At 40.6% G+C, this 15,030-nt stretch carries 15 protein-coding genes; 2 read left to right on the plus strand and 13 right to left on the minus strand.

The window, feature by feature from the left end; all coding sequences use genetic code 11:
- Positions 1–8 precede the first annotated feature (8 nt).
- From pstB to pstC, 3 genes are read right to left on the minus strand one after another with little or no spacing between them, the layout of a single operon-like run.
- Positions 9–1,010 carry a phosphate ABC transporter ATP-binding protein PstB gene (pstB, locus tag M595_RS14500; protein ID WP_023064943.1) on the minus strand — a complete coding sequence of 334 codons (1,002 nt, stop codon included), beginning with the start codon at positions 1,008–1,010 and terminating at the stop codon, positions 9–11.
- A 40-nt stretch (positions 1,011–1,050) separates the two neighbouring features.
- The gene (gene pstA / locus M595_RS14505; protein ID WP_023067109.1) at positions 1,051–1,941 is read right to left on the minus strand and encodes a phosphate ABC transporter permease PstA; all 891 of its coding nucleotides are present in this window, start codon (positions 1,939–1,941) and stop codon (positions 1,051–1,053) included.
- Between the two features lie 11 nt (positions 1,942–1,952).
- Positions 1,953–2,903, minus strand: coding sequence for a phosphate ABC transporter permease subunit PstC (gene pstC, locus M595_RS14510; RefSeq protein ID WP_023067076.1), 951 nt, complete (start codon positions 2,901–2,903; stop codon positions 1,953–1,955).
- Positions 2,904–3,433: 530 nt separating this feature from the next.
- Between pstC and M595_RS31200 the strand changes: the two genes are divergently transcribed.
- Entirely contained in the window at positions 3,434–3,589 is a 156-nt protein-coding gene (locus M595_RS31200; RefSeq protein WP_161809822.1) for a hypothetical protein, read from the plus strand.
- A 37-nt stretch (positions 3,590–3,626) separates the two neighbouring features.
- On the opposite strand, the gene M595_RS14515 is transcribed toward M595_RS31200, so the two are convergent.
- From M595_RS14515 to M595_RS14530, 4 genes are all read right to left on the minus strand, one after another.
- On the minus strand, positions 3,627–5,384 hold the full coding sequence (locus tag M595_RS14515) for an ABC transporter ATP-binding protein (protein ID WP_023067068.1): 1,758 nt from the start codon (positions 5,382–5,384) through the stop codon (positions 3,627–3,629).
- A 126-nt stretch (positions 5,385–5,510) separates the two neighbouring features.
- Positions 5,511–6,278, minus strand: coding sequence for a heme oxygenase-like domain-containing protein (locus M595_RS14520; RefSeq protein ID WP_023067108.1), 768 nt, complete (start codon positions 6,276–6,278; stop codon positions 5,511–5,513).
- 88 nt (positions 6,279–6,366) lie between these two features.
- Positions 6,367–7,509, minus strand: a complete 1,143-nt coding sequence (locus tag M595_RS14525) for a D-alanine--D-alanine ligase family protein (RefSeq protein WP_023067075.1) — start codon at positions 7,507–7,509, stop codon at positions 6,367–6,369.
- Positions 7,510–7,567: 58 nt separating this feature from the next.
- Positions 7,568–8,224 carry an N-acyl amino acid synthase FeeM domain-containing protein gene (locus M595_RS14530; RefSeq protein WP_040484134.1) on the minus strand — a complete coding sequence of 219 codons (657 nt, stop codon included), beginning with the start codon at positions 8,222–8,224 and terminating at the stop codon, positions 7,568–7,570.
- A gap of 166 nt (positions 8,225–8,390) precedes the next feature.
- Here M595_RS14530 and M595_RS32735 point away from each other — a divergent pair, with 166 nt between their 5' ends.
- The gene (locus tag M595_RS32735; protein ID WP_023067092.1) at positions 8,391–8,519 is read left to right on the plus strand and encodes a hypothetical protein; all 129 of its coding nucleotides are present in this window, start codon (positions 8,391–8,393) and stop codon (positions 8,517–8,519) included.
- A gap of 41 nt (positions 8,520–8,560) precedes the next feature.
- On the opposite strand, the gene M595_RS14535 is transcribed toward M595_RS32735, so the two are convergent.
- From M595_RS14535 to M595_RS14560, 6 genes are all read right to left on the minus strand, one after another.
- Positions 8,561–9,589, minus strand: coding sequence for a patatin-like phospholipase family protein (locus M595_RS14535; RefSeq protein ID WP_023067123.1), 1,029 nt, complete (start codon positions 9,587–9,589; stop codon positions 8,561–8,563).
- 318 nt (positions 9,590–9,907) lie between these two features.
- The gene (locus tag M595_RS14540) at positions 9,908–10,102 is read right to left on the minus strand and encodes a hypothetical protein (RefSeq protein ID WP_040484135.1); all 195 of its coding nucleotides are present in this window, start codon (positions 10,100–10,102) and stop codon (positions 9,908–9,910) included.
- A gap of 342 nt (positions 10,103–10,444) precedes the next feature.
- Entirely contained in the window at positions 10,445–10,960 is a 516-nt protein-coding gene (locus M595_RS14545; RefSeq protein WP_023067081.1) for a hypothetical protein, read from the minus strand.
- A 73-nt stretch (positions 10,961–11,033) separates the two neighbouring features.
- Complete coding sequence (locus tag M595_RS29310) at positions 11,034–12,437, minus strand: RNA polymerase sigma factor (protein ID WP_071809933.1); 1,404 nt, start codon at positions 12,435–12,437, stop codon at positions 11,034–11,036.
- A 65-nt stretch (positions 12,438–12,502) separates the two neighbouring features.
- The gene (locus tag M595_RS14555; protein WP_275044464.1) at positions 12,503–14,416 is read right to left on the minus strand and encodes a transporter substrate-binding domain-containing protein; all 1,914 of its coding nucleotides are present in this window, start codon (positions 14,414–14,416) and stop codon (positions 12,503–12,505) included.
- On the minus strand, positions 14,417–14,719 hold the full coding sequence (locus tag M595_RS14560; protein WP_023067061.1) for a hypothetical protein: 303 nt from the start codon (positions 14,717–14,719) through the stop codon (positions 14,417–14,419).
- Positions 14,720–15,030: the final 311 nt, after the last annotated feature.

Genomic DNA, 15,030 nt, shown 5'->3' on the forward strand with positions numbered 1-15,030 from the left:
AATGGGATTTATCCGAAGTCACCACTCACATATTTTTGGGTCGCTTCCTCTTGGGGATCTTGAAAGATTTTATCAGTTTCATCATACTCAACCAGATACCCAAATCGATTTCCTGACTCTCCTTCTTCAGCGTTAAAGAAAGCAGTTAAATCTGCAACCCTGGTCGCCTGTTGCATATTGTGAGTAACAATAACAACTGTGTAACTTTCTTTGAGATCATGAATTAAATCTTCAACCTTTTGAGTCGAAACCGGGTCAAGAGAGGAGCAGGGTTCATCCATTAAAATAACTTCCGGCTTCAACGCCACCGCCCGAGCAATACATAGACGTTGTTTTTGACCTCCAGAGAGGGATAAACCGTTTTCTTTCAGTTTATCTTTCACCTCAGTCCATAGCGCTGCTTTTTTCAGGGAGTTTTCAACTAACTCATCCATATCTCCCGAATAATTATTAATCCTGGCTCCATAGGCAATATTATCATAAATTGACTTGGGAAAAGGATTTGGTTTTTGGAAAACCATACCAATTTTTCGACGCACTTTAACCGCATCAACTTTCTTAGAATAAAGATTTTTATCATGGAAAAAAACTTTACCCTCAGTATGAAAACTCTCAATCAAATCATTGAGACGATTAAAACAACGAATTAAGGTACTTTTCCCACAACCCGACGGCCCAATTAACGCAGTGACTTGTTTAGGGGGAATTTCCATATTGACCTTACTTAAGGCTAAGGTATCACCGTAATAGACGCTTAACTGTTCAGTTGTAAAAACACTATTGTTGAATGTCTTTATGCTTTGATTGGAGCGATTGTTTTTAGAGTTGTGACGTTCTCTGTTTCTCTGTGAATGATTGTCGTCTTGACTCGCATGAGAGTCACGATTTTCTGAGGAGTGATTATTCTGTCTCATTGTTTGCATATTGTCTCGAACTTCAATTGAATTTTTTTCCGGTCTGTTTCTATTTTTCTCAGTATTGTCTTGAATCTCAAAATGACGATTATCCATAATTTACCTCCGAGTTTGAAGTGAAGAATGAGTTAAAAACCTAATAAGTTCCTTTCTGACCAAAATATCGAGCCAAAATGCTCGCAAACAGAACTAACAAAATCAAAATTAATGAAGCCGCCCAAGCAATTTCTTGTTGATTTTCATAGGGAGCCGTTGCAAAGTTATAGATCAAAACTGACATTGAAGGAACAGTTTCATCGATAATTCTATCCGGCCAACTTTGAGCAAAAATCACGGTGAATAACAAAGGTGCTGTTTCCCCTGCCGCCCGAGCAACACCGAGAGTAATTCCGGTTAAAATAGCTGGAATAGCTGCCGGAATAACGATCTGTAAAACAGTATGAAAACTCGATGCTCCGACACCAACCGAAGCCCAACGAACCTCTTGAGGGACGAGTTGTAATGCTTCATCTGTGGTTCTGACAATGATGGGAAGCATCAAAATTGCTAGGGCAAATCCTCCGGCTAAAGTTGAGAATTTATCCATCGTTAAAACCACTACAGTATAAGCAAAAATTCCGACAATAATCGAAGGAACTCCACTCAGAACATTCGTGGCAAAGCGAATCCATTTGGCAATTTTTTTAGAGCTAAATTCAGAGAGATAAATCCCCGCTCCAATACCAATAGGAACACTGATTACGGCGGCAAGACCAACCAGAAGTATTGTTCCAACAATCGCTGAAGCAACACCTCCTCCTTCTTGCATTGCAGTGGGAGGAATTTCAGTAAAAAGAGCCAAATTAAATCGACTTAATCCTTTAAAAATCACATAAGAAATGACTAGCCCTAAAGGTAAAATAGCCAAACCTAACATGAAAAAAGCTATTCCAGTTAAGAGTTTTTCAATCAGATTACCTGAATTTGATCCTGAAGTTTCGATACTCTCATTGGGAAAACCGTTTTGCTCTGTTGTTCCTGAAGTCATTAATAAATCTCCTAGTATTTTTTCACCTGACGAACAATCCATTCCGCCAAAATATTAACGATTAGCGTAATTAAAAATAGAACCGCTCCGGCATACATCAAAGAAGATTCTTGTAAACCACTTGCTTCTGGAAATTGACTGGCAATTAAAGAGGCAATTGTATTTCCGGGTGCAAATAGAGAAATACTCAAGTCATTACTATTTCCAATTACCATCGTAACCGCCATTGTCTCTCCTAAAGCCCGGCCTAATCCCAACATAATTCCGCCGACAATTCCTGAAAATGCAGCCGGAATTAAAATGCTAAAAATAGTTTGCCATCGAGTCGAGCCAACCCCATAAGCGGCACTGCGTAATTCGGGCGGTAATGAAGCCAGAGAATCCCGAGAAATAGCCGTAATAATGGGCAAAATCATTATGGCTAAAATGACTCCGGCAGGTAACATTCCAGGGCCAATTGGTCGGGTGCTAAATAATGGAATCCAGCCTAAATATTGGTGTAGCCATCCACCTACAATTAGCAAAAATGGAATCAGGACATAAATTCCCCATAGTCCATAGACAACGCTAGGAATTGCAGCTAATAACTCCACTAGAAAAGTGAGTACAGTCCGAATAGAAACGGGTAAAAAGTTTTCACTCAAAACCACAGCACTAGCAATCGCAATCGGGACTGCAATTAACAAACCGATTAAGGAACTTACAATTGTTCCATAAATCATCGGAAGTATGCCATAATTACTCTCAGGAGGATTCCAGGCACTGGTGGTTAAAAAGCTGGCTCCAAATTCTTTAATTGCAGGAACACCCGCAAGTGTAACTTCTATTGCTAGCCAAATTAAAACGGCAGCAACACTAAATGCTAGAATCCGATTTAGCCAAAAAAAAGTTTGATCTGTTATCTGTTCACGCGAGGAACGATTATCGTCATCTGCCTGAGAACTCTGAGCATTAGAAGTCATACCCAAAAAATATTAAACTTGAATTGAACAATTCCACAGACGAGAAACCAATCAACAAGGCTCAGAATCTTTATCTAAAGTTCCCAAGAATATTGATGTTTATTTAAAATCTGTGTGAATGCCTTAAGATTAAATCAGCCCAATGCTATTCTCTGTCCCTCATCAGATAGATTTACAAGAAAAAACTTATTTTATTTTTATAACTGAAGACTGAATTTTCTCAAAATAACGATATTTTTCAAAAAATTAAACTTTAAATAACCTTTACTTAATCTTTATTTAACTTTTTTTCTATATAATCAAAGGCTGGTTTTAATAGATAGAATTCAAATCGTCGCTGAGTCTGAACGCCGAGACTAACCCCGCTGTAAAGGAACAATAAAGTTGTACACTCACAAGTTGTCAAATCGCTGATATTCCGTTAGCTCTTCTAAAACTCTAGACTTTAAAGTTGTACACTGGTGTCTGAACAATGTAGAAGTATAAGTCAATATACAGACAATAAAGTTGTACACTATGGCAGTATTCCAATGGCTCCAAGGGCTGTCATGTTAGCGCATCAATCCTATAAAAGCACTTTTAGAGGTTGCCTGTCTATTCCCATATTTGCGATCGCCGACTTCGATAGTCGTATTTTACGAGTCTTTCTCGTTCGGATTTTGTACCAATCGTGGAAAGATAAATAGCTTTTTTGGGCTTGATTAATATTTTTTTTCAGGTAAATTAAACACTTGCAATCTCTGTACTATTGGAATTTCCTCCATTCATTTGCTGCCAAAGCGTAGCATAAACTCCTTCTTTTTTCAACAATTCTGTATGATTACCACTGGCAACAATCGTGCCGTTTTCCAACACAAAGATTTTATCGGCACGCAATGCTTGGGTAATGCGGTGGGTAATCATAATAACAGTGCGTTCTTTGGCAAGGCGGTCAATAGTTGCTAGGATACCCGCTTCGGTTACTAAGTCAAGGGCGGATGTCGCTTCATCTAATATTAAAATAGCAGGATTTCTGACTAATGCCCTGGCGAGGGCGATTCTTTGGCGTTGTCCTCCCGATAGTTGTCCGCCCCTGTCACCAACCGGGGTATCATAACCTTGGGGTAAAGTGAGAATAAATTCGTGAATTTCTGCATTTTTAGCAGCAATTTCCACTTCCTCATCGGTGGCTTCTAAATAGCCCATTCTGATATTTTCTCGGATGGAAGTGTTAAATAAAATGACCTCTTGAGAAACCAGTCCGATTTGGTCGCGCAGGGATTTTTGAGTGCAGGAACGCAAGTCAATACTATCAAATATAATCTGTCCTTTGTCGGGGTCGTAAAGCCGGGTTAAGAGGTTAACAATGGTGCTTTTTCCCGCCCCACTCTGACCAACAAATACAACAAAATCTCCTTTTTTGATGGTTAGGGATAGATTGCTAACTCCTTTTCTCTCAGAGGAATAGCTAAAGTTAACGTTGTTAAAGCAAATTTCGCGGGAAAAAGGGGATAATTCCACCGCATCGGGCGCGTCTTCGACTTGGGGAATTTCAGCCAATAAAATATTAATGCGTTGCATTCCAGCTATGCCTTCTATGAGGTAGGGCAGGGAAAAAGTAAAGCTGAGAATATTCAAATTTAAACCCACCAATAAAACTTGAAAAGAGGCGAGAGTTCCAACTGTAATCATGTTTCGGTAGGTCATAACCGCACCGATACTGATAACGATTAGTTGGACAAAAACAAAAACTAGAGTGGGAATTCTTTGAACTAAATAAGAGGAAAACGTAGCTTGTACATAAACTTTCTTTAAATCCTGCAAGTTGTCGTGAAAATTCTTAATGCTTCGGGGTTGTAAACCAAACAATTTAATTACAGATTGAGAGAGAATATTTTCTTGAACAACATTGGCAATTTCTCCTCGTTTGTCTCTCAGTTGATAGTTTTGCTCGGTCGCTTTTTGACCAATTTTTGCGGGGGCAAGAACGCAAACGGTTAACCCAATACAACTAATTAGACCTAGCTGCCAGTTGAGGGAAAACATAAAAATAGCAGAAAAGAGGATACTACCGAGTTCTAAAATTAGAATAAATCCGTAGAGCAAACTATTTTCTACTTTTTCGGTATCGGCGGAAAAACAGTTAACAATATCTCCGGCTGAACGTCGCCCAAAAAACTCCATCGATAAGTTTTGCAGGCGAACAAACAGAGTTGAGCGGATATTGTTGGTGACGGAAATATTAAACCGTGCTGCCCAGAAATCTCCTAATAATCCGATGAAGACAAATAAAATCGCTCCCGCACCCAGTAATAGAAGAATTAAAATTAGGAGATGGTAGTTTTGGGGAATGATGGCAGCATCGATAATGAACTTTAAGCTGATTCTAATTGAGGAGTCAAATGCCGCCTCAAAAAGTCCACGAGCAATCAGAAGAATGCCTAACCATCGGTAGGGAGCGATGTATTTATTGAGTTGTTTGAAAAACCAGATGAGATTCATTGATTTTTAAGTTAAAGGGTGACTCGCTGCAATACCCCAGGTGTTTTCAAGCCAGGTAAGGTGGCATTGGGAGCGCAAAAAAAACAGTAGCCATCTCAGCTAGAAAATCTTGCACTAGCTGAGATGTCACAATTTCTGATTTAGCGTTATTAGCGTACCAGCTTTTAATGAACTTTCAGCAGATCTCTTGTTGAGGTGTTTCTTTGCAATCGCCTCTGTCATTGCTCCAAAAGCATAAGAAAACTGTTGACAGACTTTACAAATCACAATTAGGTCTTTGCTTTCACACATCTGAAGCATTTCTAAACCTTGTTTGTAGTGAGAAACATCTTCTGAATCGTGAACTTTAAGGAAGTGTGTTGACGATTCACCATATAAGCCTACCATTTTCTCGTAGAAAAACTTCTGACTATCCTGGCAAGCGAAACCCTCTAAAGGAAGCTTGTACCCTAAAATAGATAAGCTGTTTTCGTAATTTAGGAAGTAGTAAAGACTATGGTAGAAACTGGATGTAGCTGGCAATTCTGAAAAAGATTCAATAGAATAGCCTAACGAGTTTAGATCTTGAAGAGCCAAGCTTTCATGCCCTACCTCCCCTTGAAATCCTTCAACGAATAAAGGAAAGAAATTGCTATTATTGCTGCATCGGGAAATGGCCAGGGCTTCTAAACGTGGCGTATGAGAAGTTTGATAATAGCTTTGAGCTAAAAAATCCGCATAACATTCCCTGTTTGACCAAGGGATTTTATTAAATTGTGCTTCTAAAGATTTAATACATTCCTCTATTTCAGAAACAACTTGCAAAGCTTCTATATTTTGATGATTTAGAGTCTTATTAGAACTGGTTAAGTTACTAATTAGAGTTTCATTCCGCACGCTATTAGTTTGCCGCATATAAACGAAATCCTTTTTTTTTGCGATTTATTAGAGAGATTAATCAACTTCAAAACTTTGGGTTTACAGTAAATTACAGTTTTTGAAACTACTGAGTTGAATGCCTAGTCAAAGCCTCCCCGATTATTTCTGACATCAGATGACGAAATGGAATGTCTGCCTGGTGCAAAATAGTACCAACCCTAGATGTATTTGGCTGATCCACACCCATCGTGGCTGACTTGGAGGTGACAGCAGGACTGGGATTTACCTCTAAAACAAACATCTCTTCAGTTGTCTCGTCCATACGGATGTCTACCCGTCCATATCCACTACCACTCACTGCACAGTAAGCACGTTTAGCCAAATCGCAAAGTCGATCCTGCAATTCAGTCGGTGCTAATTGATAACGGTATAATGATTCATGAGGTGGCAGAGGGGTTCGCTGTTCTGCTTCTCCTGTCCGTAACTCGCGGGTACAAAATCGCTCAGTTTCAGGTACACCAGAGTGAAAAGCAGTTTCTAGAGGGGGGTAAATCTCGATCTGCTTTGGCTGTTGAGCAGCCCCTACGAGAAAAACCGTAAATTCTCGACCTTTGATAAATCGTTCTACAAAGATACTGTCTGCCTGTACCTGCATCCCATGTTGTCCTTGCTGTAGAGCCTCAAATCGAGCGATCGCTTCTTCATCGGTGTGGACAACAGATTGCAAAGAAATACCTCTAGTACCAAACGAACTTGAAGGTTTAACAATCAGTGGAGGGATAAGGCGATCGCATAATCCCCGAATGCTATTCACATCCTTAATCACTTCATAGGGTGCAGTTGAGACTCCCGATTCAACGAAAGCCTGTTTCATCAAGATTTTGGAGTCTCCCATTTTAAAAAATTGAGAATCTGCCCCCGCGAAAGGAATACCCTTAGCTTCCAATAATTTAACAACAGAAGCACCTGGATATCCATCAATTTCATCTAGTCCAGCGCAGTAATTTAGTACAACTGGAAAATATTGGGCTTGGGAAGCAGCCACTTCTTCAATCACCTCCTTCATATTCTTTAAAGTGATTAGCTTAAATTTCCATGCCACCTCCAGTTCAGCAAAAACATCGGTTAGTTCTTGTTGAAAATATAAAGGGTTAAATTCTGCGTTAGAAAAATCTTGATCTAGAGATAAACAGGGAATGAATGCCCAAACCAGTATTTCTTTTTCTAGGATTTTTTGCAAATTTATTGTTGTTTGAATTGATTTCATGTTTTCCTCTCAATCAATATTATTTGATTTGATCAAAATAACGTAATTTATGAGTGTTTTATGGCTTAATATTGACTATATTTATGCCATGTTTTGAAAAATTAAAGTCTTTTATATGCAGTCGCATAAAAGGCGATTTAACTCGCTGTAGATGCTTCAAATTAAAAACATCTAACATCATAGCCATACCACTGCCATATTCCGGGTGATTTATCATATCAATGGTTTGGTAGCCTAGCTTTTGAAAGAAAGGAATCATGTGTGGTTCGCAGTCTATAAAATCAAATTTTATTTGATCTAGCAGTAATTGATTGTAATGAGTCTGCATAATACCAAAAGCGATTCTGCTTCCTCTCAAATGTTTTTGAATCATAAATTTCGTACCAATTGACGTACTTAAGGGATGTTCATTTTTGGCAATTTCTCTCATTTTATAGAGTTCTGTATAGTATCCCAAATCTGAATTTTTAGCATAATTACTTCGAGCAGTACCCACTAATTCTCCATCCTTAAAAGCCACAAAAATATTGCCTGAATTATCTAGCGGTTCTTCTATTTTATCATTGTTGTGGTTGGTATATTTTAGGGTATATCCTATTTCTTCTACATAGATTTGATAGCGTAACCTAAAAACCTGTTCTTTTTCTTCAGGTGTTTTTGCTAATCTAATTTCCAACATTGTATTTGCTTCACCTATAAAATTGTTTTTATTCACTTGCTTTATATTTTGTGTTGAATGTATTCAGTGATTGTTTTGATATTCAGAGGGGGATTCCCCACTACTAGGGTTCGACTAAATTTTTAAGACAGATTGTTTCTAGAGGCATTGTCATACCAACCATAGCTTTAAACTCTTTATTAGTAAGGTTTTAACCTGAGAAATGGATTCTCATCGCGATCGTGACATTCACGATCGCTCAAGAGATTTTGGGATAGGTGGACGGCGATCGCGCTCTCTACTTCTTCAAAGTTGTGTAAATTTCAAGAAAGATAGAGGGGCGATCGCTTAGAAACTGTCAGTATCTTGATAGGTAACTAGGGAGCGATCGCTCTACTTAATTTTTACTAAAACCTCACAAAGTTCATTCAACTCATTTTTATTTTCGTTTACCAGAGCTTCTCCAAGGTTTACCAACTTTGTTAGGGTTTTGGGTTTAATATCATCCATTGCAATATTTTCCTGCAACTCTTTCTGGTATCGCTCATACTGATTTAAGCTCGGAATCTTAAGCCCAGAATTTGAATTACCTGATACCAGTTCTTGCAATTGTTGATGGGTAGTTTCGGAAGCACCCTTCATCATAACGTCTAATAGCGCTCCAGGATGACTTATCATCCATCCCAAAATCCCTGCATCTTTTAAGTCGCGTGCTACTTTCAAGCTTCCTGTTCCAAGAGAAATTAGTAAAAATTTTTGCTCATAAGGATACAAATGTTTGGCCTGAATCAAAAGCGCAAGTGCCGGATTATTAATGTAGACTCCACCATCAACGAAGATAGAATTTGACTTTTCAGGAAACCTTGCAGTTGGAAAAAAAGTCGGAGCTGCTGAGGTTGCCCGGGCAGCCTGCCAAACGCAATAATCATCAAAATTGGGATTTTCACGAGCTTTTTTGCTATTGAAATAGTAGGGGCAGTCATTCTGAATGTCGTAGCTAAACACTGACACGTCTGGCTTTGGTTGTAATTCCGACATTTTCGTGTCTGAACCAAATTTCTCTTTTAGATACTTTTCAATTCCTTTAGAAGAATATGTTGAATGACGGAATCCTGGGTTGCCTAGCTTATCATCGGCTTCAACTTTTTCTTCTAGTTCGATATATTCTCTTTTTGCTTCTTGGAAAATTTCGCCAGCATCTTCAGTATAAAACTTCAACAAATCTTTGGCTGAATATATGGCTTCTGTGTTCGATGATTTTGAGTTCAAACCTAAAGCAATAATTCCCCCTGTTGAAGTTCCGCCGATGACATCGAATAGCTCGTGAATTGGCTTGTTTGTCTTACCTTCGATATATTCAAGCACTTTTAAAGGAATAATTCCGCGAATGCCACCACCATCAATAGATAAGATACTCTTCATTGCATTTCCTCCAATAAGTGAATCATTAGAATCTGTTATTGCCTGTTTGAGCTAGGAAATGTTGGGTTTTGCCGTAGCGCAACCCAACCTACGAGCGATCGTAGCAAGGGGCGATCGCGCTCTCTACTTCTTTGTTGTGTCAATTTAAAGAAGGATAGAGGGGTTCGATTTTTTGGGATATCGGTGAGCGCCGCAGGGGTTGGGCATGGCGTAAGTGTCTGTGGAATAGCCGTGGCGGGTTTTCTGGCTTGACTCGCAAGGTGCGCCGGAGATCGTCTGTGGTTGAGTTGGGTCAGGAACGGAGTGTTGAGGATTGAGTTAGGGGAGATGGGGAAAGAGGATGAAATGCGGATCATTTTTATCGAATGACGCGATAAAGTATGACGAAAGGAATCTCGGTAGTGGTTCGGAAGCCTCTCCTTTGATTGTTGCAACATAATAGGTCTCCATAGCATCCAAGATGTTTTCAAATTCTTCTTGGGTTAGCTGTTTGTCGGTGATTGGACTGACCATTGAATTATCCTCTATATTTTTCTGTCGTTGCGGTTTGGAACCGATTCTTGCTTGTTGTCTTAAGAAATTGCCTTCTACACTTAATGACGGTTACTTATCCTTTTTTCTGAATGAATTCCTAAAACCTAGAGGGTATATTTGAGTTATGAGTAGGTGATTTTTTTGATTTAGAGGCTCTTTTTCTAACTTGATGCACACTACGCTCGCGATAAGCAGAAAAAGGGGAATGCCGCCTCAAACTCAAGCAAGCCCGCTCGCCCCTTCATCTCCATATCAACCAAAAAGCGATCTCCTCCTCATCCCAAACTCTACTAACGGCGGTCGCACCCATTCGCCTCAAACTCAATCTTGTGGACATTTATCTAAGGATTTCGGAGGAATGTATGTTATTTGGTGTCCAAAATGGATTGATGAATTTTTAGGCTCTACTAGCCCCTCCTTGGTTGCAAAAAAGTCCACTGGATAACTCCCCATAGTTGCTTTTCTTCTTAAGAATACTGTCCAGCTTCCATCATCTGGGTGTCCTTCTGCCTCAGCCTTATCATCTTCTTCATTCTTTATTAGAAAAACCTGAGTCTCGTGAGTCATTAGCTTTTGTTGACTACTTTTGTCTGCATAATATATATTTTTCTTTTGCCATACCACCTCCCGTTCTGGGTCTATTTTCTTGTCACGGCAAACCTTATCTTGCTTAACACGATATACACTATCTTCGTCTTGGGTAACTCCAGTCTTATGTGTTTGAAAATTTACAACCTCATTTGTTTGGTATAATGCTAGGCTATTTCCCTGTACGCTCAACATTGCGGCCATAACGATAGCGAACAGCGCCCCCATCCATTTACTGATCTTGTTCATATAGGTTGGTATTTCCTTTGTTTTGTACCTTTTCTTTTTCGTGACAAACTCCTCTTTCAATTTATGAATTGCTTTAATTTTCAGGCTTAATAGGATACATATTCGTAATATGTACTCCCGTGTAATATCTATCGTTTTGATCGTAGATTACTTTTACTCGCCCTGTTTCTATACAGGCTGCTCCTGGTGATGGCTGGACTATTCCAATATCGGGGCTCACTCCATCTGACACTATCTCGTAGAATTCGTTCGGATTTTTATAGGCTTTGCATGAGGGACTATTAAGTACCGCTTTGCATAAACTGGGCAGAGCATCTTGAGCATGATTGCAATGATCCTTGTCAAACTGAGATTTCCCTGTAGTTTGACAATCTTGATAGCAATGCCCTTCTATAATATGGTCTATATCCATTAATTGACAGTAAGCTAGAGCTTCCAGACAAATAGAATCTGGAACAGCCCATGCCATATTTGTCTGGGCCATAACTGTAATAGTCACCACTACTAAAATTTTAAAAAATTGTTTCAAATTCCTCCATACCAATTCGTTTAGACCATGAAGCAGTTGTGAACCTCCAAAACTGGACAGCCACCGGGGCACTGCTCTTAGTACCTGCTTCCCGATCGCCTTAAATTCCTCCAAACTCCCCTCAGAACTCACCGCCACAAAATCCGACTCAGACTCCTGCTCAGATACCACTACCTCCGGCGATTCCTCATCCACAACACACTCCACTTCCGCCACCGCAACAGATAGCGTCATCGGCTCATCCAAAATCGGCTCAACTCCCGCCTTCTCCAGGGGAGTTTCCTCAATTACCGAATCTATTACTACAGGTGTGACTGACACTTCAGTGCTTGTCTTTTCCTCAATAAAATAACCCCGCAATTCCTTTACTAAAATTCCCCGCGCCTGCGAAATACGCTTGCAGACATTCGGGTAGGAAATTCCTTGCCTTTCAGCTATCTCTTGATAAGACAATTCCTCATAAAAATGTAGGATAAATGTCTCGCGCATTTTGGTCGGTAACTCATCAATAGCAGCGCGAATGACCTGGTTTCTATCATCACGCTCCAAGGCACTTCCAGGTGTGTTGTCAACCGCCACCCATCCTAAATCCTCTCGCTCTCCATACACTTCTATATCCTCAACTTGGTTTGCACAAGGGCGACGTTTTAAATCGATCCAAAAATTCCGAGTCAGCGTTATCAGCCAATATTTGAAATTTTCAATTTTTCCCGCATATTTTTGTGCTTTTTCTAACCCTTTGAGCATCGCCTGACTCAACAAATCTTCCGCTTCGGTTGAGTTGCCGTTCGTCCACTTGAGGCAGCACCGAAACAGGTAGTCTCGGTACTGTTGGAAGAGTTGCCAAAAGGCATTAATTTCGCCCCCAGCAAGGCACTGTAAAAGTTGCTGTTCTTCTGTTAGTTTTGGGAGAGGGTTAATAGCGGCTTGCATCACGATAATTTCCATTGAAAGACAATCTTGAGGGTTAATTTTTGTAAGGGTGATTTATCAACCACCCCAACTCAGCTAAATTAAGCAAAAGGAACGGAGAACAAGAAACCGCCCTCGGTGTAAGGAACGCTACCAGGGTCAAAAGGAATTCCAGGGAAGTTTCGCTCTGCCATCTCGCTGTAATTCCCCACTGCTGAAATTGCATTCAATGCAAAATCATTCGGCAAACCGAGACTTTCTCCGATATTTCCTTCTACTCCCAAAAATCGGCGAACAACGGGGTCTGAACTCTCAAGTTCAGCCGTCACATTTTCCGAAGTTAAACCCAGTTCAAAGGCTTCATAAACCGCATAAGTAACGCCAGAAACCACATCTTTCCACTCAGATTGGTTCTCATCTACAACCATTGCTAAAGGTTCCTCTCCCAAGACTTCCGGAAAGGGCTGATGCTGGCTTCGTTGCTCTACGGGTAAGGTCAGAAGACTGGAAATAATCAGACCCCCATCACCCGTTATTGCATCTAATTCGCCATTAATATAACTGTCAAATATGGTTTGAAAATTATCCAAAGCCACGACTTCCGCATTAATGCCTGCCGCACTCAACTGTTCTCGCAATCGAGTTTCAGAAGTCGTACCAGCAGTGACACCAATTCGACCCCCTGCAAGCTGTTCCAAAGTGGTAATTCCACTAACAGTTGGAGTGACTACAAATTGGGCATCGTAAGTATTAATTGGAGCAAAATCTACTCCCAACAACGCATCCCGTTTGAGGTTATGAGTTGCGTTCCGACTCGTGACGTCAACAACACCATTGGCAACATCGCTAAAGCGCTGAGAACCCGTTGTTTGAATCACAAATTCTACAGCATTGGGGTCGCCAAATAAAGAAGCCGCCAGCGCCCGACCAAAATCAACATCAAAGCCGCTTAAGTTGCCATTTTCCTCCGCAAAACCCAATCCTTGGGCATCATTCCTCACCCCAACCCGCACAAAACCCCGGTCTAAAACTTCCTCTAAAACGTTACGGTTATCATTATCAACCAACGGCACACTTACTTGATCGCTACCTGAAAAAGGAGGATAATAAACCAGACCACCCGGTTCAACAAACATCAATTCATTGAGATTGCGGGGTAGGGCGGTTTCATCGAAGTTGCGGTTATAAATTTCTTCGTAGTTCCCAACTTGTTGAATAATATTCAACGCAAAATCATTATCAATTCCCAGAGATTCTCCCAAATTCCCCGACACGCCCAAAAAGCGTTTGATGTCGCTATTTCCATCCAGAAATTCATTCACATTCTGAGAATTAATCCCGAAAAATTCCGCTTGAATGGGAGCGTTAACTACCCAGCGCACCACATCGGCAAATTCCGACTCATTTTCGGGTACAATAAAAGCTAACGGTTCTTTGCCAATATTCTCCTCTAAAATCACCTGATTCCCCGGATTAGATAAGGTGGGAATGCGATTGCTGAGAACGCCGCGATTAATGGAAACCGCACCAATTTCACCCGCATCGTAGGCAGCAAACAGGTTATCTTGAGAGGAAAATGTTTGGATGTTTAAGGTAATTCCCGCACGTTGGGCGGCATCTTCTAAATTTTGTTGGGAGCGGGTTCCTGTTAATACGCCCACAGTCGTTTCTTGCAACTGTTCAACCGAATTAATTCCGCTATCGCCCCGCACCAAAACCCCTTGAGTATCGAAGAAAACTGTAGGGGAAAAGTCTACTCCCAACGTGGCATCGCGGAGAACCGAATGAGTGGGCAAAGTGGCGGCTATATCGACGGTTCCACTGGCAACGCTGTTAAAATCTTCACCCGCTTCAACCACCACAAATTCTACCGCATTGGGGTTATCAAATAAAGCCGTAGCCAATGCGCGACTATAATCAATTCCCATCCCAGTAAAAGAACCGTCTGTTTCTTGGTTGCTAAACCCAATGGCATCATCGTTAACAGCAACTCGTAGAAAACCCCGTTCTAAAATTTATTGCAGTTGGGAACCTTCTCGCGTCTCACTGCCAACAGATGCCCGATTTTCGGACGCTCCAAACAAAGCATAATGTTCAAAACCCGTCGCAAAATTACCGTTAGTAACTGCCTCCGTTACATCGGGGTTAAAGTCAAGATAAAAGTTTTCTTTAAATGCAATCTGGGGTATTCTCCCTTCGTTGAAACCAAACTTTACCCAGTGTTCAAAACCGCTTCCTAACCGTCCGTCGGCAACGGCATCGGCAACGTCGGAGTGTTGTTGGAGATAGGTATTTTCGTCAAAGTTGAGAGTAGTCATAATTGGGTTAATTCTCTAAATAAAGGCACGAAACAGTTTGACTGCAAGGCGCCAGGTAGAACCCCCGGAGCGTAAGCAATCAAAAATTGATACGTTGATGTAGAGCCTGATTAAAACACTTGGCGAGAAAACCTGATACCACTTCTCCGTGAAGATGCGCTTAGTACAGTATTGTTAACATAAACCCCATAACCGATGAGGGACAACTGCTAACTGCTTTTTGACAGAGAAATGTATGAGCTTTTCTATCAATTTGTTCACTACACATCAATATAACTTTCTTTCCTCAAAAGTGTATCCGTGAAACTACG

Origin of the sequence: Lyngbya aestuarii BL J, assembly GCF_000478195.2 — a bacterium.
GTDB classification, from domain to species: Bacteria; Cyanobacteriota; Cyanobacteriia; order Cyanobacteriales; family Microcoleaceae; genus Capilliphycus; species Capilliphycus aestuarii.

Coding starts and splice junctions, on each gene's coding strand:
- pstB (WP_023064943.1), bottom strand. CDS start 1,010: ATGGATAATCGTCATTTTGAGATTCAAGACAATACTGAGAAAAATAGA.
- pstA (WP_023067109.1), bottom strand. CDS start 1,941: ATGACTTCAGGAACAACAGAGCAAAACGGTTTTCCCAATGAGAGTATC.
- pstC (WP_023067076.1), bottom strand. CDS start 2,903: ATGACTTCTAATGCTCAGAGTTCTCAGGCAGATGACGATAATCGTTCC.
- M595_RS31200 (WP_161809822.1), top strand. CDS start 3,434: ATGGCTCCAAGGGCTGTCATGTTAGCGCATCAATCCTATAAAAGCACT.
- M595_RS14515 (WP_023067068.1), bottom strand. CDS start 5,384: ATGAATCTCATCTGGTTTTTCAAACAACTCAATAAATACATCGCTCCC.
- M595_RS14520 (WP_023067108.1), bottom strand. CDS start 6,278: ATGCGGCAAACTAATAGCGTGCGGAATGAAACTCTAATTAGTAACTTA.
- M595_RS14525 (WP_023067075.1), bottom strand. CDS start 7,509: ATGAAATCAATTCAAACAACAATAAATTTGCAAAAAATCCTAGAAAAA.
- M595_RS32735 (WP_023067092.1), top strand. CDS start 8,391: ATGGATTCTCATCGCGATCGTGACATTCACGATCGCTCAAGAGATTTT.
- M595_RS14535 (WP_023067123.1), bottom strand. CDS start 9,589: ATGAAGAGTATCTTATCTATTGATGGTGGTGGCATTCGCGGAATTATT.
- M595_RS14540 (WP_040484135.1), bottom strand. CDS start 10,102: ATGGTCAGTCCAATCACCGACAAACAGCTAACCCAAGAAGAATTTGAA.
- M595_RS14545 (WP_023067081.1), bottom strand. CDS start 10,960: ATGAACAAGATCAGTAAATGGATGGGGGCGCTGTTCGCTATCGTTATG.
- M595_RS29310 (WP_071809933.1), bottom strand. CDS start 12,437: ATGGAAATTATCGTGATGCAAGCCGCTATTAACCCTCTCCCAAAACTA.
- M595_RS14560 (WP_023067061.1), bottom strand. CDS start 14,719: ATGACTACTCTCAACTTTGACGAAAATACCTATCTCCAACAACACTCC.